Source organism: Nostoc sp., from assembly GCF_036919595.1.
In the GTDB taxonomy this organism is placed as follows: Bacteria; Cyanobacteriota; Cyanobacteriia; order Cyanobacteriales; family Nostocaceae; genus Nostoc.
The window spans coordinates 25,025-47,516 of sequence record NZ_JBALCO010000063.1 but is presented as its reverse complement, the minus strand read 5'-3'; the positions used below and the strand labels follow the sequence as shown (position 1 = coordinate 47,516).

The 22,492-nt window shown below is 40.0% G+C and carries 24 protein-coding genes; 12 read left to right on the top strand and 12 right to left on the bottom strand.

The features are described 5' to 3' along the window. The first annotated feature begins 116 nt into the window (after positions 1-116). Entirely contained in the window at positions 117-443 is a 327-nt protein-coding gene (locus tag V7K21_RS07990; protein ID WP_335173117.1) for an STAS domain-containing protein, read from the top strand. On the opposite strand, the gene V7K21_RS07985 is transcribed toward V7K21_RS07990, so the two are convergent. The 5 genes from V7K21_RS07985 to V7K21_RS07965 form a co-directional block, all read right to left on the bottom strand. Further along, positions 444-1,580, bottom strand: coding sequence for a PP2C family protein-serine/threonine phosphatase (locus V7K21_RS07985; protein WP_335173115.1), 1,137 nt, complete (start codon positions 1,578-1,580; stop codon positions 444-446). It abuts the gene before it with no gap. 153 nt (positions 1,581-1,733) lie between these two features. Beyond that, entirely contained in the window at positions 1,734-2,501 is a 768-nt protein-coding gene (locus V7K21_RS07980; protein WP_335173113.1) for a DUF1350 family protein, read from the bottom strand. Further along, positions 2,476-2,619: a hypothetical protein gene (locus V7K21_RS07975; RefSeq protein WP_335173112.1), complete on the bottom strand. Its 144-nt coding sequence runs from the start codon at positions 2,617-2,619 to the stop codon at positions 2,476-2,478. The genes V7K21_RS07980 and V7K21_RS07975 overlap by 26 nt, the downstream gene beginning before the upstream one ends. A gap of 63 nt (positions 2,620-2,682) precedes the next feature. Then, on the bottom strand, positions 2,683-3,402 hold the full coding sequence (locus V7K21_RS07970) for a hypothetical protein (RefSeq protein WP_335173110.1): 720 nt from the start codon (positions 3,400-3,402) through the stop codon (positions 2,683-2,685). Between the two features lie 74 nt (positions 3,403-3,476). Then, positions 3,477-3,764: a hypothetical protein gene (locus tag V7K21_RS07965; RefSeq protein WP_335173108.1), complete on the bottom strand. Its 288-nt coding sequence runs from the start codon at positions 3,762-3,764 to the stop codon at positions 3,477-3,479. A gap of 274 nt (positions 3,765-4,038) precedes the next feature. Between V7K21_RS07965 and V7K21_RS07960 the strand changes: the two genes are divergently transcribed. Next, positions 4,039-4,263: a hypothetical protein gene (locus tag V7K21_RS07960; protein ID WP_335173106.1), complete on the top strand. Its 225-nt coding sequence runs from the start codon at positions 4,039-4,041 to the stop codon at positions 4,261-4,263. A 253-nt stretch (positions 4,264-4,516) separates the two neighbouring features. Here the strand turns inward: V7K21_RS07960 and V7K21_RS07955 are convergent, their stop codons facing one another. The 5 genes from V7K21_RS07955 to V7K21_RS07935 form a co-directional block, all read right to left on the bottom strand. Then, positions 4,517-4,708, bottom strand: coding sequence for a hypothetical protein (locus tag V7K21_RS07955; protein WP_335173104.1), 192 nt, complete (start codon positions 4,706-4,708; stop codon positions 4,517-4,519). Positions 4,709-4,714: 6 nt separating this feature from the next. Beyond that, positions 4,715-5,302 (bottom strand): LemA family protein, encoded by a 588-nt coding sequence (locus V7K21_RS07950; RefSeq protein ID WP_335173102.1) that lies wholly within the window; start codon positions 5,300-5,302, stop codon positions 4,715-4,717. Between the two features lie 251 nt (positions 5,303-5,553). Then, complete coding sequence (locus V7K21_RS07945; protein ID WP_335173100.1) at positions 5,554-5,805, bottom strand: hypothetical protein; 252 nt, start codon at positions 5,803-5,805, stop codon at positions 5,554-5,556. 5 nt (positions 5,806-5,810) lie between these two features. Continuing rightward, complete coding sequence (locus tag V7K21_RS07940) at positions 5,811-6,038, bottom strand: DNA-binding protein (RefSeq protein WP_335173098.1); 228 nt, start codon at positions 6,036-6,038, stop codon at positions 5,811-5,813. Positions 6,039-6,133: 95 nt separating this feature from the next. Continuing rightward, positions 6,134-6,262 (bottom strand): hypothetical protein, encoded by a 129-nt coding sequence (locus V7K21_RS07935; protein WP_335173096.1) that lies wholly within the window; start codon positions 6,260-6,262, stop codon positions 6,134-6,136. A 109-nt stretch (positions 6,263-6,371) separates the two neighbouring features. Here V7K21_RS07935 and V7K21_RS07930 point away from each other — a divergent pair, with 109 nt between their 5' ends. Next, on the top strand, positions 6,372-6,719 hold the full coding sequence (locus V7K21_RS07930; protein ID WP_335173094.1) for a DUF6883 domain-containing protein: 348 nt from the start codon (positions 6,372-6,374) through the stop codon (positions 6,717-6,719). Then, entirely contained in the window at positions 6,716-6,940 is a 225-nt protein-coding gene (locus V7K21_RS07925) for a DUF4926 domain-containing protein (RefSeq protein ID WP_335173092.1), read from the top strand. The genes V7K21_RS07930 and V7K21_RS07925 overlap by 4 nt, the downstream gene beginning before the upstream one ends. Positions 6,941-7,612: 672 nt before the next feature. Here V7K21_RS07925 and V7K21_RS07920 read toward each other — a convergent pair. Further along, positions 7,613-9,826 carry a phosphoketolase gene (locus tag V7K21_RS07920; protein WP_335173090.1) on the bottom strand — a complete coding sequence of 738 codons (2,214 nt, stop codon included), beginning with the start codon at positions 9,824-9,826 and terminating at the stop codon, positions 7,613-7,615. Between the two features lie 186 nt (positions 9,827-10,012). On the opposite strand from V7K21_RS07920, the gene V7K21_RS07915 reads away from it, so the two are divergent. The 8 genes from V7K21_RS07915 to V7K21_RS07880 all read left to right on the top strand — a co-directional run bounded on the left by V7K21_RS07915 (position 10,013) and on the right by V7K21_RS07880 (position 19,391). Then, positions 10,013-11,395, top strand: coding sequence for a cytochrome P450 (locus V7K21_RS07915; protein ID WP_335173088.1), 1,383 nt, complete (start codon positions 10,013-10,015; stop codon positions 11,393-11,395). A 472-nt stretch (positions 11,396-11,867) separates the two neighbouring features. Next, on the top strand, positions 11,868-13,244 hold the full coding sequence (locus V7K21_RS07910; protein ID WP_335173086.1) for a cytochrome P450: 1,377 nt from the start codon (positions 11,868-11,870) through the stop codon (positions 13,242-13,244). 100 nt (positions 13,245-13,344) lie between these two features. Then, positions 13,345-14,103, top strand: a complete 759-nt coding sequence (locus V7K21_RS07905) for an LmeA family phospholipid-binding protein (protein ID WP_335173084.1) — start codon at positions 13,345-13,347, stop codon at positions 14,101-14,103. A gap of 105 nt (positions 14,104-14,208) precedes the next feature. Further along, on the top strand, positions 14,209-15,903 hold the full coding sequence (crtO, locus tag V7K21_RS07900; protein ID WP_335173082.1) for a beta-carotene ketolase CrtO: 1,695 nt from the start codon (positions 14,209-14,211) through the stop codon (positions 15,901-15,903). A 438-nt stretch (positions 15,904-16,341) separates the two neighbouring features. Next, positions 16,342-17,196, top strand: a complete 855-nt coding sequence (locus V7K21_RS07895; RefSeq protein ID WP_335173080.1) for a sulfurtransferase — start codon at positions 16,342-16,344, stop codon at positions 17,194-17,196. Positions 17,197-17,305: 109 nt separating this feature from the next. Continuing rightward, the gene (locus V7K21_RS07890; protein WP_335173078.1) at positions 17,306-17,479 is read left to right on the top strand and encodes a hypothetical protein; all 174 of its coding nucleotides are present in this window, start codon (positions 17,306-17,308) and stop codon (positions 17,477-17,479) included. A 219-nt stretch (positions 17,480-17,698) separates the two neighbouring features. Continuing rightward, positions 17,699-18,442, top strand: coding sequence for a tetratricopeptide repeat protein (locus V7K21_RS07885; protein WP_335173076.1), 744 nt, complete (start codon positions 17,699-17,701; stop codon positions 18,440-18,442). 73 nt (positions 18,443-18,515) lie between these two features. Further along, positions 18,516-19,391 carry an SDR family oxidoreductase gene (locus V7K21_RS07880; protein WP_335173074.1) on the top strand — a complete coding sequence of 292 codons (876 nt, stop codon included), beginning with the start codon at positions 18,516-18,518 and terminating at the stop codon, positions 19,389-19,391. A 99-nt stretch (positions 19,392-19,490) separates the two neighbouring features. Here V7K21_RS07880 and gcvP read toward each other — a convergent pair whose 3' ends face one another. Further along, entirely contained in the window at positions 19,491-22,412 is a 2,922-nt protein-coding gene (gcvP, locus tag V7K21_RS07875; protein ID WP_335173072.1) for an aminomethyl-transferring glycine dehydrogenase, read from the bottom strand. Between the last annotated feature and the right edge of the window lie 80 nt (positions 22,413-22,492).

Below are 22,492 nucleotides of genomic sequence, written 5' to 3'. Positions count from 1 at the left end.
ATTAATTATTAATGATTACTCAAGATGTAATCTTAGCTTTTATTTCACAAGCATTTTTAAATGTTATATAATGGCAAAATAAGAGCATCATTTACACAAATCAGCGTGACATAATTATGAGAGAAGAAGTAAAAGTTATTAAGCTCAATGGTAATTTAAACGCCACAACTTCACAAGATTTTCGACAAAATATTAATAATATTCTAGAAACTGGTGCGAAAATTGTGTTAGTTGATTTTAAAGATGTAACATTTATGGATAGTTCAGGTTTGGGAGCTTTAGTCTTAGCTTTCAAAACCCTGCGAGCAGCAGATAGTAAGCTTGTTCTTTGCTCAATTAGTGAGCAAGTCAGGATATTATTTGAACTGACTAATATGGATAAAGTATTTGAAATATTCCCCAGTCAAGACGCATTTAATCAGGTTTTAGTTTCCAAAACGTAATTAATCAAACTTCATTTGCAAAATAGATAAATCATCATCAAAAGCATCTTTGGAGTTCAGAGCGATTAAATAACTCAGTATGCGCTCAAGTTGGCAGTCAACAGGATCTTGCAGACTAACCAGTAGCTGAATAAAAGCATCCAAACTCCAAAGTATGCCATCTGATTTATTTATTTCATAAGCACCATCACTAAAAATATAAAGGGTACTGAATTTTTCAATATTGCAAAACGCATCAACATATTTTGCCTCTGGAAACATGCCAACTGGCATACCAGGGGTTTTCAAAAGTTTAACTTCAGACTTTCTGGGAGATGTGCCGGTTACTAAAACTGCTGGTGGATGACCTGCACTAGCATAAATTAACTGGCGGTTGATTCGGTTGTAAACTCCATACCAAATCGTAAAATATTTGTCATTTTGATAATTCATTTGAAAGGTATCATTCAAAGCCTTTAATACATCACTAGGTTGATGGTAATTCAGACTTTTGAGCGCACGGGAACGCAGTAGATTTAGGACTGAAACAGAGGGAAGAGTAGCTTTGAGTCCATGTCCGGCAGTATCGAGTAAGTAAATTGCCAAATAATCAGCATCGAGCCAATAGTAATCGAAGCAGTCACCGCCGAGTTGCCGCGAGGGAATGAATCGGAAATTTATATTAAAGGGTTCCGTCATGGAAAGAGGCAGTAGCGATCGCACATATTCTGCGGCTTCTGACATTTCTGATTCTAAAAGCAACTTTTGAGCCTGCAAATCTCTACTCAACTGATGCAGGCGTAATCCCGCTCTTACCCGTGCTTGTAATTCATTGTGCTCAATAGGTTTGGAGATAAAATCATCAGCACCAGCATCTAGACCTTTGACGCAATCGGCAACGGAATCTAAGGATGTTAATAAAATAAAGAATGTAGTATAAAATTTTGGGTCTGCCTTAATGCGGTGGCAAACTTCCAATCCAGTCAACCCTGGCATGATCCAATCACAAATAATTAGTGCTGGACGGTAAACTAGTGCCTTTTCTATTCCTTCCTCGCCGCTACTGGCAGTAACTACCTCATAACCCTGTTTTTCCAACATCCTTTTCAGGAGTATTTTTATTGAATAGTCGTCATCAATTATTAGTATTTGAAACATAGAAAGTTGTAGGAAACACTCATTAAAACTTGCTGTTCAAATAGAAAATAAAAATATGGTATCGGCTAATAAGCTAGTAGTATCTATATAGAGATACTACTAGCTTATTTATATTTTTCCGTCAAATTCATGACTTTTTAACGTCATAAAACATTATGGGGGGGCAAGAGGATTCACCCACAAGAGGATGGAACTTTTTAGCTGGTTCAAATCGCGGTATGCTTCTTGCTTGAACCATTGCCCTAAGGCATCAAAGGGAGTGAAAGATGTTCCAGTTTGCCATTTAATGTCTTGACCTAAAGGTGTTGTGTGATTTCCTGGTAAGGTCTGTGCTGTCACCATCTCATCAAAACGTTCTTGTAATATTTTGGTTAACGCTGCTGATTGATCAATGGTATCATTGCTAAATTTTATTAATAAATTGCGCCGGATATTGTAACGCTCTTGGACAAGCTTATTGGTTTCCAACGGTGAGGGGGTAAACTCGATCGCAAAAGTAGAATTGAATTGTTCTACTAAGGGAATAGCTTCTTTAGCAGCGTAGTTGTTGAAGGATATTAAAATATTGCCTGCACGTTCTACTTGAAAGAGGCTACCAATTAGTAAGTGAAGTTTGCAGCCCATACTGTGTCCAACGCCGTAGATGGGGAAGTAAAGCTTGCGTAATGCCCCAGAATCATGCAAGCGTTCGAGGGTACGGTCAAAGTTTAACAGCACGGATTTTGCGATCGCAGTATGATCCAATGTATTGACGAAAGGCGTAGCAATTACAACATAACCTTTACTTGCAAGTTGTTCGAGTAACCAGCGATAAGTAATGTGCGGTGCAGTGGCGACAAATGCACCTCCTAAAAAATGGATGATCCCTATGGGATTTCGGGGAATGATTACCCAGTTACCTCTGACTTCTTTCCAGTCCATGCCAATGAGCGATCGCTTTAGGAATATTCTTTATGTTAAACCGGGGATCGCAACCGTGGGAAGGATTATCTAAAAAGCCATTGAGGATATCTGGCAAAGAGATTGGAAACCAACCCACCCAGCAGCATCTACGCATTCTCCAACTCACTTCTGTTACGCACAGCCGCCCTGAGTATTGGTTTTAAGGCTGAGTCTGTAATCTTTTCATTTCGTGTTGCACATCTAATGCAATCTGTAATGCTTCATTGAGTAACCTTCCATGCTCAGTAGCCTGTTCATTTACTTGCATGGCTGTTAAAGTTGCTAAATTGTTGACGAATAGGTCTGTATTACTAAGGATAAAGCTCTTATTTTCTCTCAAAATCCTTTCTGTTTTCAAAGCGCGAACTAAATCGGCTTTGGTGAGCTGAAGCGCTGCCAGAACATTCTCTCTTTCTTTTATAAGTACTTCTGGATTACCAGCCTCTTCTATTTGGTCATTGATATCTATTGCTCTAATAACACTATTATATCTTTCTACATCATTTAACAGGATTTGCAGAGAATTTGTCATGTTGAGTTTGACAACTTTACTTTTACTTCTCCAGATTAAATATAAGATAGTTTGCGTAAGACAGCCAACCCAAAGACCTAAGATAATTAATACTATCCAGGATGGAATTGTTATCCATGATAAAAATACTTTTATAATTATATCAAAGAAAAGATAGCCAAACACAAATGTAGCAAATCCAATAAAAATTACAGTTGCTCCTTCCGAACTTTTAATTTTTTGGATGTATAGTCTTGCTAATTTTTGCAGAGGATTTGTAATGATTAAAAGTTGATCATTGACAGGTAAATTAGTCAGCTTTTGCAGTTCATCCTGACTAATTTCCAAGCCCTGTAAATCATCCCGCACTGCTTTTTAATCCTTGCCAGAATAGTTATTTAATCTAATATAGCAATCAAATTTCTTGAATGCTGGCATTTTGTCTAAACTTTTTTAAGCAAGTTAATATTTCTAGGCAATATCAAAATTTTTTGTGCAGTATGATACTCTTTTGCTAAGAGAACTATTTGTACTATAGCAATCTTATTTGAGTTGTGAAAACTATCGTAGACGCACAGCGGCTTGCCGTAGGCTACCGCCAACTCTTGGAGAGGCTTTGCCAACGTGCAGCGTCTTGCACAGAAGCCGCTTTCTCTACGAGAGGCTTTGCCAACGCCAACGCGCAGCGTCTCGTAAAGAAGAGCGCCAAGAGGAGAAACAGAAAAGTTCATAAATCATTTAGGACTGCTATATAACAGTAAGGAGAACAAAAATAAATCAATTACTTATAAATGTGATGAAAATGCAACAGGTTATTGTCGTGGTAAACAGTTCTTTGCAACTATAAGAAATAATAATATAAAAGTCTGCAAAAACGGACTTTTTTGTTGATTTATAAATAATGGCGTCTCACTTGTTACATTAACTTCGCTTTGGAGAAGATTGTTTCTGTTTTGAAACACTACGCTGAGGGTTTAAAAATGGAGGATGTGACAGTCTAGCGTCATGGCGATCGCTCTTAGTAAATCTGCTTCTGAATCTATAACTTTGTTATCTAATAATACTGTGTGGGCACAGGCATCAACAACAGCTTGCTTGAGTTTGGGACTGGCAAGGCGGAGGCGCTCAATACTCTTCTTGAGTTCAGTGAAATTACAGATAAATGGCGTGTCTGGTTTTTTTAGCTCTCCGGCTTTAGGAAGTCGAAAAACTCCAGAACGAAAAACATAGGTTATGTCTTCACTGGACGCATCGGGTTGGGACTGTCTGACACGTGTAATTACGGATATAACTAAGAGACTATCTGGCTAAATCTGTTCTATAAAGGTAAATTGTACCGTTGTAGCCGACAGAAAATTTCTACTAGGTCGGAGACGATGCCACAGTATTAACTGCAACACAAAAGAGCAATTGCTTTTCCCCCCGCCCGGAGACGAAAAATTTTATATATACTTGCTAGAGCGATGTCTACGACGGGCTACGCCTACGCAATTATTGTAATTCCTGCCACGTAGAGAAATAATCCTGGATGGCACCAAATATAAGGAGCCATACGGAACAGAAACAAGGTAGCAATATAAATCGCAATAATCATGACTGCGATCAACAGGGCAAATAACCCGATTAACTGTTGCGTATTTTGGTATGCTTTATCCTGATGTTCAAAGAAATTCATAGATACCTAAAAAGAGACGCGGGGAGCAGTTTTCATTTCAGGAGTAGCTTCTGGCAGTAATTCGGCAGCAGTAAAGTTAAAAGTATTGGTTACCAAATTGGTAGGGAAAGATTTACTCTTAGTGTTGTAAAGTATCACCGCATCATTAAAAGCTTGACGTGCAAAAGCAATCTGGTTTTCGATGGAAGATAATTCCTCCATTACTTGGCTCATGGCGCGATCGGCTTTGAATTCTGGATAAGATTCCGAAAGTACCATTAAGCGACTTAAGACCCCCGTCAGCGCCCCTTCAGCATTACCCAACTGCTGCATTGCATGGGGATCACCAGGATTTTGCACGGCACGACTGCTAGCATTAATTGCAGAATTTCGGACAGTAATAACTGCTTCTAAGGTTTCTCGCTCATGTTTCATGTACTCTTTGGCAGTTTCCACTAAGTTGGGAATTAAGTCATAGCGGCGCTGTAATTGAACATCGATTTGAGAGTAAGCATTTTTGTAACGGTTGCGATAGTTGACTAAATCGTTGTAGCCATCAATGATAATTACAGCAACAATAGTAACTAAAACAACAGAAAATATCAAAAGCCCCATATTTTTAGATTATTCGCATCAGGTACTTACTTTTTTGCATATTTACCAATCACGGTAATCTTTATATCCAGCAAAATTTGTCTGGATATAAAGATGAGTCTACTTTTAGCAAGTTACCTTCGTCGTCTGTAAAATTATTTACGCAAATTTACTGATACTGCACGAGATACCCGACAACTTTTACGAAGTTGGGGATTTAAACCTTGCGATTTTCACGGCTCAGATAAAATTGCTATATATTATTAGATAAGTTACCTATAAATCTGGGTGAATAGGGAATAACCGCTGAAAGCAAAAATGAAAAGGATGGCAGCAGGAAAAATTACTACATCCCTGACAATAAATAAAATCCAATCTTTTCTTAATTCTTGTTTAAATTTTAATTCTCGCAGTTTTTGCTCCGGTTCTGAGTCTTCTTGTGACTGCAAGTTTACAGTTGAGATAATTAGTGGGTTGTCGCCTTTGCTGGCAATTATTTTTGATAAATCTCTTATATCTATCATGTTATTTAGATACCAATAATTTCAGTTTCAATATTTTGGTTATCATCTACAATCCAAATATGCTTGCCTTTTTGCTTGGCTTCTATAGCTACTTCTAAGAGTGCGATCGCTTTTAGCAGCACCTCAGCATTATCTCCATTAATCTGTTGTGCCAAATTGTTTAGTGTCTCATAAACTTCTAGCGATAAATCTAAATTTATTTTAATTCGTTGATTTTTTCCTTGTGCAGTCATCTTTATTTTATTTAATATTTTTAAGGTAAAATCCAGTTTTCCAACTGTAAATTATAAATGCGGCTGTCATGACGAGTATTGTTTGTTACTAAAACTTAATTTTTTCCAACTGCAACACTAGCAATTAGTAAATCAAATTCAGCAATTGTTTGTCCTATTCTACGGAGTTCTGCCTTTAATTCACCATACTTTTTGAGAGCAGGAACAGTTAAAGGTGCTTTCATAATAAATCAATCTTTTATATAGCATCTAGAAGAAATATAACGCTCAAAAAGGCGATAAATTAAGAGACAACTGGCGATAAACTAAAGATAAGGATCTAGGAGAGGCGGATTGAAACTGCCGAATTATGAATTGGCAGTTGTGCCACAGCGAAAAATCACTGAGTATCTGTTGTCGCCAACTCACCCTGATGGACGCAGCAAGCAAAAGTTTTTCACTGCATTTGGTTTTTCAGTAGAGGATTGGGAAACTTTTGCTAAGGCATTACTAAATCATGTTGCTGATAACTGTGTTACAAAGATTGAAGATTCACCATTTGGAACTCGATATGCCGTAGAAGGTATACTGCTTTCACCAGATGGCAGAAACCCCATGATTCGTTCGGCTTGGTTTATTGAAACAGGGGAAACTATTCCTAAGTTTGTTACTTCATACCCACTCAAACGGAGAGAAGAATGATTCAAGAACTTGATAGGGTTATTCTGACTAGTAATATCCCAGAATATAGTTTAGAAGAGGGTGATATAGGTACAGTTGTTTTAGTACATCAAAATGCCAAAGGATATGAGGTTGAATTTGTCACATTAGATGGGGAAACTGTGGCAATTGTTTCACTCTACAGCATACAAGTACGTCCAATCGGTAGGAGAGAAATTGCGCGATCGCGGCTGATAAGCTAATTTATAATGGCATACAACCAAATAATATTTCAAATTTTAAAATATATCACTATGTTCCCAAACTTTTGATGTAAATGCTTCTGAAATAATTTGTGTTGTTAATTAATTTATATATATATTAATACATTAATATTATAAAAGTAACCGTGAATATACGCTTGAAAATACTAATTTATCGGCGTCTATCTGCGTGCATATCCGGTTAACAATTCAGACTTTTCTACCTATAAAACCCAGCTTAATGCACTAACCCGATCGCAACTTTCGTCAAGCCTTTACAGTCAATCCATTGAACGCCTTTTCATAAAGGTATCGCGCTTTGTCCTGGCTAAATCAACTTTTGAACCCGTAAACTAACTTTTGCGACTCGTAAACTAGCTTTTGCGACTCGTAAACTAAGTTTCTGACTCGTAAACTAGCTTTTGTGACTCGTAAACTAACTTTTGCGACTTGTAAACTAAGTTTCTGACTCGTAAACTAGCTTTTGCGACTTGTAAACCAGCTTTTGTGACTCGTAAACCTTTTATTCTCAAAGAATTTCAGTAAATTTATCTCTACTTCTCCTGTCTGCTAAGTTATCTGAAATAAAAAAACGCAAATATACGCATTGCAACGCAATCTTTCAGCGTTTATATACGTATATTTGCGATAAGAGGAGAAACAATTCCAGCTTTAATGCACTAATGCGATCGCACGTTTTGTTAACGCTTCAGCAGTCAATCCATTAAACGCCATCAACTCTCCAGCACTGGCTGTAGTTTCCCCACGTTTCCAAGCAAAGGTGTCGCGCTTGACTGTACTCCGTAACAAAATTGGTTCTAGCATCGCCGCAGCGCCACCAGTGACAGCAATTAGCGCATCACCATCAAATAATTCGGCAAATTTGGCATCATCCAAGAAACCGCCTTCAGGTTCAGAACATGTATCCCAAGCGGTATCATGGCTACGGTACAATTGCCGAGGATTGATCACAGAAACTATCTTGGCACCAATACCTTCAGTTTCCAAGAAAGCAGCAGCTTCAAATACTGGCATTAATGTCATATCGCCAATCACAGCAAATACAACTTGCTTATCACCAGCGACTTCATGTAACAGCACCGCACCATCGCGCAACCCTTGACGAGTTTGTTCAAAAGTGGTACGAATTTGCAATGGCGACTTACTTGCAGTAATTACAATTCCCTTATTTTTACTTTTCAATGCCCAGTCATAACAAACTTGAATACTGTTAGCATCGGGGGGAAATAAGGGGAAAACATTGCCATTTCGCATCAAGGAAGCGAAGTAAGCTTCAATTTCTGGACGTTGGTGAGTCCAACCGTTACGCCCTTGCTCTAATGCGCCTGCTGTGAATAAAGTAATAGTCGAGGGAGTTTGACGACGTAATTCTGCCATTGATTGGGTTACAGTTTGCCAAATTGGTACTCCATTGATGGCAAAAGATTCGTAAGAACACCACAAAGTTCTCGCACCCATTAACGCCAAACCCGCAGCTAAACCAGCACAAGCATCTTCACTCAATGGTTCATAAACTTGTCCATTTGGTGCTTGGTAATATAAATCGTCGGTTGTGGGGTGGATTATTTTTAATGCTTGGTTGATGTTGGCAATTCCAGATGCTTCGTTACCGTCGGCGTTGGTGACGAGGAAATTCTGATCTTTATTTCCAACTATTCCTACCAATCGTCCCATCGCTGTTGTGGAAACTTTGGGTTCAACACCGACTGCATATTCTTCTAAAGGTAATTCACCTAAATCTGGTAATGGAAATTCAAATTCTGTCACCACAGTTTTCGCCGCCGGGCCACCGCCTGCGCGTTCTGCATTTGTGCGTACTAATTGCCAAGCTTCCGCAGACAAAGCACGGCTTTGCAATGCACTGATAATATGGGGAGCATTTAGCGTATCTTTGGGATAGAGGTTGTGAGATTTTGCCCCGCGCGCGTGGACTCCTGCACCTTTAAGTTGTTTAATTATAAATACGGTAAGTTTCCCGCCTAGTGCCGATCGCACTGCTTTATCTACACCCGAAAGTACTGCTTGAGTGAATTCTAGGCGCTTTTCAAAGGAAAAAGCAGTACTATCAACGTAATCCCCCGGTTGGTTTTGATCGTCGAAGTCTTTGGCATTAACTAATATAACTTCATCAAAACCGTTACCTTGCCAATATGCTTGCATCTGTTCATTGGTTTTGAGGGAAACCATGCTGTGATGTTCTTGGCTGTAACCGTTCCACACCAACACCGGTAAGAAGTTGGTGACAGCAGGATAAGCAGTATGGAAATGGGCGATCGCACTTACAATATATGGTTCACCCAATCCACCATCACCAACTGTAAAGGGGAATAACTTATCTTTGTGCAGCAGTGCAGCCGCCATTGCAAAGTGTTGTCCTTGCCCCAAAGGCCCCGCAGGTGCAAGAATACCAGGAATGAAACCAGAAAGGTGTCCTAAAAGTCCGTGCTTTTCTCGGAAGCGATCGCGCAATTGTTGGACTGTAAAAATTCCCATGTCCTCTAGCGAACGATCCAAGAACATGGCACTATAAAATCCAGGGGCGTGGTGTCCGACTTCAGTAATTATGTTCTTGTATCCCAGCATGACAAGAGATGCGTAAGCTTCTGCTTGGCTGGCGAATCCACCGGGATGCCCAGAGGCTTTACTAGCGGTAACTTGCAAAATCAGGTAGCGGAGGGCATCGGCAGCTAGTAAAGTTTGATATACAGCTGCTTTATCTGTGGGATCTGCGATCGCTACTTTGCCCGATTCTATAGCAGGTGTTGCACCATGAGTTTCAAAATCTGGTAACGCTTCACCAAAATATTGAATCCCTTCAAAAAAATCGGGAAGCGCTGAAGATGCCTTTGGGGTGATTGCGGTCATGCTGAGTACCTTATGACGAGGAAATGAAACTGTAGATGCTCGTTGAATTTAACAAAAATTTTACATCTTTGAGGTTGTAACAGTTTATTGGTTTTTTGCAACGTTAGAATAAGTACTTTAAATGGTTACGCAACAAAATTTCAGTTAGTTTAAGTAGCAGAGAAATATTAAGTAGCAAAAAAATTTATGAAATTACCAAATGGGCCGCAAATCCCACCCCTTGCACAGATGGTGCGCTGGATTGCTAATCCGATGTCATTTATGGAAACTTGTGCCAAAAGTTATGGCGATATTTTTACTCTCAGATTAAGGAAAAATTTTCCTCCTTTGGTGATGGTCAGCAACCCCCTAGCGTTACAGCAAATTTTGACAAATGATACCAAGGAACTAGAAGCGCCTGGTGATCTGAATGATCTGTTTGAATCTTTGCTGGGCAAGCATTCTGTAATTACTCTCAGCGGCGCAGAACACCAACGCCAACGCCAGTTGTTAATGCCTCCCTTTCACGGCGAAAGAATGCGAAACTATAGCCAGGTGATTACAGATGTTACCCAGAAAGTTATCAGCCAATACCAAATAGGCAAACCCTTCAATATTCGGTCTACGACTCAAGCCATTACCCTGCGGGTGATTATGCAAGCTGTGTTTGGGCTACATGAAGGGACTCGCGCCGAAAAACTACAGCAATTTTTGGGTGATATTTTAGAAAAGGGCAGTTCTCAATTAAATGTGGCTTTGCTTTATTTCCCCGCTTTGCAAAGGGATTTTGGCCCAATCAACTTCTGGGGAAAACAGATGCGCCGTCAGCAGGAAGCTGATGAACTTATCTACGAGGAAATTCGGGAACGTCGAGAACAACCAGATTCATCACGCACAGATATTCTTAGTTTACTCATGGCTGCTAGAGATGAAGCAGGTCAACCCATGACTGATCAAGAGTTGCGCGATGAATTGATAACTCTGTTAGTTGCCGGTCACGAAACCACAGCTACAGCCTTAGCATGGGCATTATACTGGATTTACAAACTACCATCAGTGCGCCAAAAGCTACTGCAAGAATTAGATAGCTTGGGCGATGACCCAGACCCCAGTATCATTTTCAAGTTACCCTATCTCAACGCTGTTTGCTCCGAGACATTACGCATTTATCCAGTAGCAATGCTTACCTTTGCTAGAGTAGTAAGAACACCTCTATCGTTGGGTGGTTACGAACTAGAACCGGGTACAGTCGTAGTTGGTTCTATTTATCTGACCCACCAGAGGGAAGATATTTACCCAGAACCTAAGCAGTTTAAGCCAGAACGCTTTTTAGAACGGCAATTTTCTGCCTATGAATATTTGCCCTTTGGCGGTGGTGCAAGACGTTGTATTGGTCTAGCATTTGCCCAGTTGGAAATGAAGTTAGCACTTGCCAAAATCCTTTCTAGCCTTGAATTAGAACTAGTTGACAATGGTGAAGTGCGACCTAAACGCCGTGGTTTGGTGACAGGACCAGATCGTCCTATCCAGATGGTTGTCACGAGTCAACGTCAGGTGAAGTCGCCCATCCTACAGACAACCACTGTTTAATACTCCGGCGGTTGATGGTTGTATTCAGCAAATTTTAAACTCCCATCTATATATTTAGATAGATTTTCAATACTTCTACATAATCCCCCATAGTCTTTTTTTAAGAAGGTCTATAGGGGTATTTTAATTTAATATATTGCAACATTTGGAAAAAATGAGTTATCAAACTGGTATATTACACCAGAAAGCGTAATTTAAGTGGGTATATAACCAAAATATTTTTAGTAAGTTTTTCCATAAATGCTTCTAAAGATTCAGAAAAAATATTATTATTAGCCTTGTAAAAATTAATGTTAATGATTTGCCAATAGGGTTTACTTAGTGGTAGTTGACTGTGGAACATCCCCCCAAACTCTTAAAAAGGCTTGCTATAATTCCCTGCTTTTTAAGGAGCGTTAGAGAGGGTGAAGTCTTAACCCAAGCCCATTGAATTATTTGCAGCTAACTAAATCCTAAAAGGATCGAATAAACAATGAAAGTACTTGAGAATATACGCACACCAGCGTTGCTACAAACTTTGCAATTAATTACTCAACCTATAAAAAGTTTAGAAAATTATGCTACCAAGTATGGTGATATTTTCACAATGCGGGTAATGGGTTTAAAGTCGCCACCGATAGTATTTTTTAGCCATCCCCAAGCAATTAGTGATTGTTTTGCTATACCTGCACACAAGTTAGATTTTAAGAAAGCAACACATGTATTTAAACCTTTGTTTGGAGAGAATTCTCTGGTATTTCAAGAAGGGCGATCGCACCAACAACAGAGGCAGTTATTACTACCAGCCTTTCATGGGGATAATTTAAAGTCTTATGGGCAAGCCATTTGTCAAATAACTGAAGAAGTTACACAAAATTGGACATTAGGTACAGATATTTGTATATACAACTTAATGTCAAATATCACTTTAGAAATTATCTTACAGGTGGTATTTGGTATTAGTCATGGTGCGCGTTACCAACAATTAAAAGAAAAATTGAGTTCTTTGTTAGAAGACGTAACTAAACCTTGGTATTCCAGCTTATTTTTCTTTCCTTTGCTGCAACAAGATTTAGGTGCGTGGAGTCCTTGGGGAATTTTCCTAAAAAGACGAGAGGAAATTGACAAACTCATTTATGCAGAAATTTATGAAAGACGTTTGCAAAATAATGCAGCGCGTACAGATATTCTCAGCCTGCTGATGTCAGCGCGTGACGTAAATGGAGAACAGATGACAGATAAAGAATTACGCGATCAACTAGTTTCATTATTGCTGTTGGGTTACGAAACTACATCTGGCGTATTAGCCTGGGTATTTCATTTAATTCACTCTCACCCAAAGGTTGAACATCAGTTAATGCAAGAACTAAACACTTTGGATGATCTCACAAATTCGGAAGCAATTACACAGTTACCTTATCTCACCGCCGTTTGTCAAGAAACACTGCGAATTCATCCAATTGCTTTAATTTGCACACCGCGAATGGTACAAGATAGAGTGGAAATTATGGGGCATAATTTTACATCAGAAACAGTTTTAGTTCCTTGTATTTATTTAGCCCATCGCCGAACCGAGACTTATCCAGAAGCAGAACAGTTCCGCCCAGAAAGATTTCTCAACCAAAAATTTTCCCCTTATGAATATTTACCCTTCGGTGGCGGTTATCGCGGTTGCATTGGTGGCGCATTTTCTATGTATGAATTAAAATTAGTAACAGCCATAATCTTATCGCATTTTCAACTAACCCTTACTGATAAACGTCCAGTGCATCCAGTCCGTCGTGGCATTACCATTGTCCCTAGCGGCGGTGTAAAAATGGTTGTTACCAAAAAGGCAAAAGTTAAAAAACAAACAAGACTTTTTACTTGATACTCAATCCTCTGACTTAGATATACCGCAATGTAGATTCGCTCCTTAGTATTTAGCCTTTACAGTGAGTAGTAAGAGGATATTTAGGAGATACTAACTCATGCAAGACGAACATAACTTGGAAGAAAAAGTTCTATCTCAGAGCGCTGAAATGATGGTATCCCAAGCGTTAGATGAAGTAGAAAAAATAGACATAAATGTAGAAACTGATTTATTCAAAATAGTTCAGGGACAAGCGGATGGAGTTTCGTTCGCTGGTAAAGGATTAGTGATTAAAGAAGACATTCGCATACAGGAAATAAAACTGCAAACAGATAGCATTGACATCAATCCCTTCAGCGCTCTTTTTGGTAAAATAGAATTCAATGAGGCTGTAAATGCCATAGCTCGGATTGTCCTCACAGAAGCGGATATGAACCGCACTTTGGCATCAGACTATGTTAGCAGCCAGATGCAAAACTTTGATTTTGATGTAGATGGCGAGATTGTGAGTTTTGAACCACAAAAAATTCAAGTATTTTTACCTGGTGAAGGCAAAATTGAATGTAGAGGAAGATTGCTGTTAAAGGAAAAGGGAAATACTCGCCCTTTAGCCTACACTGCGGTGCTTCGCCCACGGACTAATTCACAACCCGCGATGCTGGAAAGTTTTAACTGCACTGAGGGAGAGGGTGTTTCAATAGAATTAGTTACAGCATTAATGCAGAAAGTCAAAGAACTGATGAATCTACCATCTTTGAAATGGGAAGATATGGCGTTCAAGATTAAAGATATAAAAGTAGAAAAAGGTAGTTTGACACTTTTGGTAGAAACTCAAGTGAAGCAAATACCCTCATCAATAACTGAACTATCTCTTTAGTAGTATTGACACTAGTTAAGAATAATTTTTGTAACTAGCGAATGATGTAAATTTTTGAAAAGTTTTGTAAGCTTTTAAAAGCTACTTAATTTAAAAGTGATAACTATGCAAGAGTATGATGTTGTGCTGATCGGTGCTGGGCACAATGGGCTAGTTTGTGCAGCTTATTTGCTGAAAGCTGGCTATAGCGTTCTGCTACTAGAAAAGCGTTCTGTTATCGGTGGTGCAGCAACAACTGAAGAATGTTTACCCCAAGAAGCTCCTGGATTTAAATTTAACTTGTGTGCTATTGACCATGAATTTATTCACTTGGGGCCAGTTGTTGAAGAATTAGAACTAGAAAAATACGGCTTGCATTATTTGGATTGTGATCCGGTTGTTTTTTGTCCTCATCCTGATGGCAAGTATTTCTTAGCACATAAGTCAGTAGAAAAAACTTGTGCAGAAATTGCTCGTTACAGTGAACGTGATGCTAAAAAATACGCCGAATTTGTAGACTTTTGGCAGCGATCGCTAGGTGCAATGATTCCCATGTTTAATGCACCGCCGAAATCAGTTATAGAAATCCTGGGTAACTACGATATCACCAAACTGAAAGATTTATTTTCTGTTATTGGTTCCCCAAACAAAACGCTGGACTTTATTCGCACAATGTTGAACAGCGCTGAGGATTTACTTAACGAGTGGTTTGATGAGGAATTTCTGAAAGCGCCACTAGCCAGACTAGCAGCAGAACTTGGTGCGCCACCATCGCAAAAAACCCTTGCTATTGGTGCAATTATGATGGCAATGCGTCACAATCCTGGAATGGCTAGACCTCGCGGCGGAACTGGCGCACTTGTGCAAGCTTTAGTGAATTTAGTCACAAGTAAAGGTGGGGTTATTCTCGCAGATCAGCAGGTTGAAAAAGTTTTAATTGATGATGGAAAAGCTGTGGGTGTGCGGGTTGCTGGTGGTAAAGAATATCGCGCTAAACATGGGGTTATTTCTAATATTGATGCCAAGCGGTTATTTTTGCAAATGACTGATAAAAGCGAAGTTGATGGAGCCAATCCAGATTTATGGGAAAGATTGGAACGCCGCATCGTTAACAATAACGAAACCATCCTCAAGATAGATTTGGCTTTAGACGAACCACTGCGCTTTCCATACCACGCCCACAAAGACGAATATCTCGTTGGTTCCATCTTGATTGCAGATTCTGTGGCTCATGTAGAACAGGCTCATAGCAAATGTACCTTGGGAGAGATTCCTGATGCTGACCCATCAATGTATTTGGTGATGCCTAGCTATTTAGACCCCACATTAGCACCACCAGGTAAGCACACCGCATGGATTGAGTTTTTTGCCCCTTATCAAATTGCGGGTGCTGAAGGCACTGGTTTGAAAGGTACTGGTTGGACAGATGAATTGAAAAACAAAGTTGCAGATAGGGTGATTGATAAATTGGCAGACTATGCACCGAATGTCAAGGATGCAACTATCGCCCGTCGTGTAGAAAGTCCAGCCGAACTAGGAGAAAGATTAGGTGCGTACAAAGGGAATTATTACCATGTTGACATGACTTTAGATCAGATGATATTTTTCCGTCCCTTGCCAGAAATAGCGAACTACAAAACACCAATTGATAATCTATTTTTGACTGGTGCAGGAACTCATCCAGGCGGTTCGATTTCGGGAATGCCAGGACGCAATTGTGCCCGCGCATTTTTACAGGCAAAACATCCTATTAGCCAAACTTTGAAGGATGCAAGAGATTCGATAAAGTCAACTGTTGAGTCAGTGTTTGGGATTAGTTAGGCATTGCAAAGTTAAAGCCTACTATCTGTTTTATGCTTTTGTGTCTTTGTGCTGAAAATATGATTTTGTGATTACAAAGACACGAAAGTATTATATTAATTCCGGTTTAACACTTATCATTAGAGCTGACACGGTGAGTTTTTTTGATAAATAATTAGACGGGGATGGTATTAGGGTATAATGCTCAATACTTTTTAAATAATATCCCTCTATTTACCCCCTTTTTAAGGCGGGAAACTAGCATTACTGTTTTTGGGGGGTGAGGGAATCTTTAACCTTTAATTTTACTGAATTGATTCGGTCAGTTTTAATAAAATAATACAGCTACAAAAGCTCTCTCATAACATTCAACATTCATTCTTCTGTAATTTGCATTCCAAAATCTAAATCTACCAAGCGCGATAATGTCTAATGGTACGATAACAGAAGCATGAAAGCGTGAATACAAAACTCCTCATTTCTCCTCAAGAACTCACGTCTCTGTTAGCAGAAAATTTTTACCAGACTGTCATTATCGATACGCGAAGTCAAGAAGATTATAGTATTTCTCATATTCCTCAATCCATAAATATAAGAGATTTTTTTACCTATCTTTTAGAGAATTCCTACCCAGCAGGATTAAAGAAATTACAAGAGTATTTTGCAGAAATTATGAGCAGGGTAGGAATATCTGGTGCAGAACAGCTAATTGTTTATGAAGATACTTTAAATAAAGGTTATGGTCAATCATGTCGAGCAGCTTTCTTACTCAAGTATTTGGGTTGCGCTCAGGTATCTATCTTACATGGAGGATATAGAGCATGGCAGACAGCGGGATTACCTACTACCGATGAAGTCCCTAAACGTGAAAGCAGCATATTTAGATTGCATCCCAACGCTGATATGATGGTGACCACCGCCGAGATGTTGCAAGCAATTGACAATTCAGCAATTATAAAATTAGATGTGCGCGATCGCAACGAATGGCTTGGGCTGAGTTCTTCTCCCTACACTGTTGATTTTTGTCCTCGCAAAGGTAGAATCCCTAACGCTGTATGGATAGAATGGCATCGGATGATGACATCTGAATCGGAAATTTCCATGTTCCGCTCAAAAACGGAAATCTTAGAAATTTGTCAATCTGTAGGTATTACTGAAGATTCTATTGTGTACGTTTACTGTTTTAAAGGTTCTAGGGCGGCAAATACTCTGATTGCTCTGCAAGTAGCAGGAATTTCCGTTAGAAATTATTTTGGATCTTGGAATGAATGGTCTCGCGACTTTTCATTACCCATTGATAGCAGAGTAATGTGAAGAAGGCAGTTCTTACTGGAGGTTGCAACGAGCGTGTAAGCTTCAGATAGTTAGGGATCGCACCCTCGTTAATTGAAAAGGAAATTACCAAACGCGTGCAACGTTTACGATGGTCACTGAGCAGCTGGTGAGCATCTCGGCTTCTCAACGAGACGCTACGCGAACGCTCGATGGAGCCGCAATCGAACCATCTCGTACCCCTACGGGGATCTTGCTAGTAAGAGCGTCTCGTAGAGAAGTGCGGGCTACACCTACGCTACCTATATTATTGCAACACAAATAATCATTTTTTGAGTGAGATAAGCTCTAAGCAATTGCTTTATGTGTATTTAATATGATAATCTAACATCCAGTTTATTTTTATAAGCTTTTATACACTGATAAAAAAATTATTTCTCAAAATATATATAAGTAAGTAAATTAATGGGTAAAAACTAGTGTATTTTAATAATACTCACAAAAAAACTTTGAAGATCATCTTTATCAGTTTTGTAGGTACAGCATGGTTTTTCGACGCTGCTTTGTTGCATCTGGCTTAATAATTTTCTTTGCATTTGGCTGTAGTGGTGGGACAAACTCATCAACAGAAAATACTACACAGGTTGTGCAAGAAACTAATGTAACCCAACTTTTGATAGAAGCGAAGGCTACGCAAAAAGCAGAAGATTTCTTTCATCAAGGCAATCATTTATTAGATGGACAACGTTACGAAGATGCAATAAAAGCATACGATGAAGCGATCGCCATCAAAGTTGACAGTCCTGAAGCTTGGATTAACCGTGGCATAGCTTTAACATCGTTGGAACGCTACAAAGATGCTCTTGCATCTTACGATAGAGCGATCGCCATCAAACCCGACAAATATGAAGCTTGGTATAATCGTGGCATAGCCTTAACATCGTTGCAACGCTACAAAGATGCTCTTGCATCTTACGACAAAGCGATCGCTATCAAACCCGACAAATATGAAGCCTTAATTAACCGAGGCATTGCTCTGACAAAGTTGCACCGTTACCAAGATGCTATTGCATCTTATGATAAAGCAATCGCTATCAAGCCAGATTTGCACCAAGCATATTACAACAAAGCTTGCTCTTATGCTTTGGAAAGTAATCTAGAATTGACAATTGAGAATTTAGATAAAGCAATCGAGCTTGTTCCTGATAAATATAAAAAGTTAGCAAAAACTGACCCAGACTTTAAAAAACTGCGTAGTGAAAAGCAGTTTCATAAATTACTTCAATAGTTTGTTGTAATTGTTTTGTAAAGCACAATCAAAGCGGTCTTTTGAACCAAATTAATTTTTAAAAAAATAAAATATGAAAAAATTGCTAATCACCGGAGCAAGTGGCTTTTTGGGATGGCATCTTTGCCAGCTTGCAAAACAAGAATGGGAAGTTTATGGTACTTATTTTTCCCATTATCTAGATATTCCTGATATCAAAATGTTTAAAGTGAATTTAACAGATTTTCAGGAATTGCAGCGCATATTTAGTAATATTAAACCAACAGCAATTATTCATACTGCTGCACATTCGCAACCAAATTTTTGTCAAAACCATCCCGAAGAATCGCACGCAATTAACGTCATAGCATCTGGTAATATTGCCGGACTTTGTGCGGATAATTCTATACCTTGTGCTTTTACCTCAAGTGACTTAGTTTTTGATGGCTTAAATGCCCCCTATCGAGAAACAGACCCCGTGTGTCCTGTCAATCTTTATGGTGAGCAAAAAGCCATAGCTGAAGTAAGTATGCTAGAGCGATATCCCATGACCGCAGTGTGTCGAATGCCGTTGATGTTTGGCACAGCAACACCCACAGCTAAAAGCTTTATTCAGTCATTTATTCAAACTTTACAAGCCGAAAAAGAACTAAGTTTATTTATTGATGAATTTCGCACACCAGTAAGTGGAACAACTGCCGTTAAAGGACTTTTATTAGCATTGAAAAAAGTTAACGGCATCATTCACTTAGGCGGCAAAGAACGAATTTCTCGCTATGATTTTGGGCGGTTATTAGTTGAAGTATTTCAACTTCCAACCACTGGACTAAAACCCTGCCGGCAACAAGATGTGAAAATGGCAGCACCTAGACCAGCAGATGTTTCTTTGGATAGTTCCAAAGCTTTTGGATTGGGGTATCAGCCTTTATCTTTACGAAAAGAATTGGAGGAGTTAATCAGTAGTCAATAATAAGCCTGAAAAGATAAGAAGGAAGGAACTATAAAAAAATCCCCCAACTTTCTAAAAACGAGAGTTGGAGGGAGCAAGTTTTAACTAAACTGTATGGCTTTATGAGGAATAAGCATCCATTGGCAGACAAGAACAAACAAAATTCCTATCGCCAAAGGCTGAATCAATGCGACCGACAGCCGGCCAAAACTTATGTTCACGAGTCCAAGGCGCAGGGTAGGCAGCTTGTTCACGAGAATAGGAATGATGCCATTCTCCGGTGATCAGGCTTTCGGCAGTGTGGGGTGCATTCTTCAAAACATTATCTTGGATATCCACCCTACCTAATTCAATCTCAGCGATTTCTTGGCGAATAGAAATCAACGCATCACAGAAACGATCCAACTCTTGTTTAGATTCACTTTCTGTGGGTTCCACCATGATTGTACCCCCTACAGGCCAGGAGACAGTCGGCGCATGGAAACCATAATCCATCAGACGCTTGGCAACATCATCGATTTCGATCGCAGCTGATTTTTTAAGCGATCGCAAATCTAAAATACATTCATGGGCAACTAGATCATTTTTCCCCTGATACAAAACTGGATAGTACGACTCCAGTCTCTTGGCGATGTAGTTAGCGCTGAGAATCGCCACTTTAGTTGCTTGGGTTAAACCAGCTGTACCCATCATGGCGATGTACATCCAAGAAATCACCAAAATACTAGCACTACCCCAAGGCGCAGCTGCCACAGCACCAATACGTTGGGAATTAGAGATTTCTTCCTCACTCCTCACAACAGCGTGTCCGGGCAAAAATGGCACCAAATGAGAGGCTACCCCAATGGGCCCCATACCAGGCCCACCGCCACCATGAGGAATACAGAAGGTTTTGTGCAAGTTTAAATGGCAGACATCCGCACCAATATCTCCAGGACGACAAATTCCCACTTGGGCGTTCATATTTGCCCCATCCATGTAAACTTGTCCACCGTGGGTATGGACAATAGCGCAGATTTCCTGAATTGGCTCCTCAAAAACACCGTGAGTTGAGGGATATGTCACCATTAAGGCGGCTAGTTCATTGCTGTATTTTTCTGCCTTAGCCTTCAGGTCATCAACGTTAATATTACCTTGTAAGTCACAGGCAACTGCCACCACTTTCATCCCGCACATTACCGCACTCGCTGGATTTGTCCCGTGTGCCGAAGTCGGAATCAAACAGACGTTGCGGTGTCCTTCTCCACGGCTTTGGTGATATTGGCGAATCACTAAAAGTCCGGCGTATTCGCCCTGAGAACCAGCATTTGGTTGCAGAGAAATTCCCGCAAAACCAGTAATTTCAGCTAACCATGCCTCAAGTTGCTTAAATAAAATTTGATAACCCTGAGTTTGCGATGCCGGGGCAAATGGATGAATCTTGCCAAATTCTTCCCAACTTACCGGAATCATCTCAGCTGTCGCATTCAACTTCATTGTGCAAGAACCCAAGGGAATCATCGATGTTGTCAGCGACAAGTCCTTAGCTTCTAGCTTGTGCAGATAGCGCAGCAACTCAGTTTCTGAGTGATAGCGGTTAAAAACTGGGTGGGTGAGATATGTACTTGTACGGGAGAGAGAGAGATGGGGAAGACAGGGAAAAGTTAATTCTTCTAAGGTAAAAGGTAAATCATCTCTACCAGCGAAAATCTGCCAGAGGTCGATTAAGTCTTCTGGTGTAGTTGTTTCATCCAGCGAGATCCCAACAGCAGTTGCATCAAAAATCCGCAGGTTAATTTGAAGTTGTTCGCTATTTGCCAGAATATCTTCTAAATTGTGTGTTCCCAGTTCTACTCGCAGCGTATCAAAGAAAGATTCTGAAACGACGTTGTAACCCAAACGCTTCAGTCCTTGTGCCAGTAACACCGTCAAGGAGTGGATATTTTCAGCAATTTGCTTCAGTCCAGCAGGCCCATGATAGACGGCGTACATACTTGCCATTACTGCCAGCAGTACCTGTGCTGTACAGATATTACTAGTAGCTTTTTCGCGGCGGATATGTTGTTCGCGGGTTTGCAAGGCCAGACGTAATGCAGGCTTCCCTTGGGCATCTTTTGATACTCCCACAATTCGCCCAGGAACCAGCCGCTTATACTCTTCCTTTGTAGCAAAGTATGCCGCATGAGGTCCCCCAAACCCCAACGGAATACCGAAGCGCTGGGTACTACCGACCGCAATATCAGCGCCAAATTCCCCTGGAGGGGTGAGCAAAGTTAGACTTAAAGGATCTGCTGCTACCGTCACCAATGCACCCTTAGCATGGGCTTTTTCTATAAAAGCGCGGTAGTCGTAAATAGTGCCATCACTTGCAGGATATTGCAAAACAGCCCCAAAAATTGGTTGATCAAAATCAAAGGTTTGATGATCCCCGACAATAATCTTGATCCCCAATGGTTGAGCACGTGTTTGTAACACATCGATAGTTTGGGGATGGCACTCACCAGAAACAAAATAGGCATTTGCCTGATTTTTGGAGACACCATAGCTTAGGTTCATCGCTTCAGCTGCTGCTGTAGCTTCATCAAGTAACGAAGCATTAGCAATTTCCAAACCTGTGAGGTCGATAATCAGCGTTTGGAAATTTAGCAGCGCTTGGAGTCGCCCTTGGGCAATTTCTGGCTGATAAGGAGTGTAGGCAGTATACCAACCGGGATTTTCTAGGATATTGCGCCCAATCACAGGTGGGGTAATACTGTCGTAATATCCCATACCGATGTATGAGCGGAAAACCTGATTTTTGGCAGCAACTTTATTTAACGATGCCAGTGCTGCGTACTCACTTTCTGGTTCTGGTAACTTTAGCGATCGCTTCAGCCGGATTGCCTGTGGAACTGTTTGGTTGATTAGCGCATCCAGGCTGGAAAATCCCAAAACCTTAAGCATTTGCTGGATGTCATCTGAGTTAGGGCCAATGTGTCTGGGCACAAAACTACTTAACTTTTGACTTTTTTCGTCCAGCACTTGCTGCTGATTAGACTTGAGAATAGGGGCGTTTAATACCACAAATTACTCTCCAGATAGTACTATTTAATATTTTGCAATAAATACTCATTAGAAGTAAGTATAACTTTTCAGTTTATCTA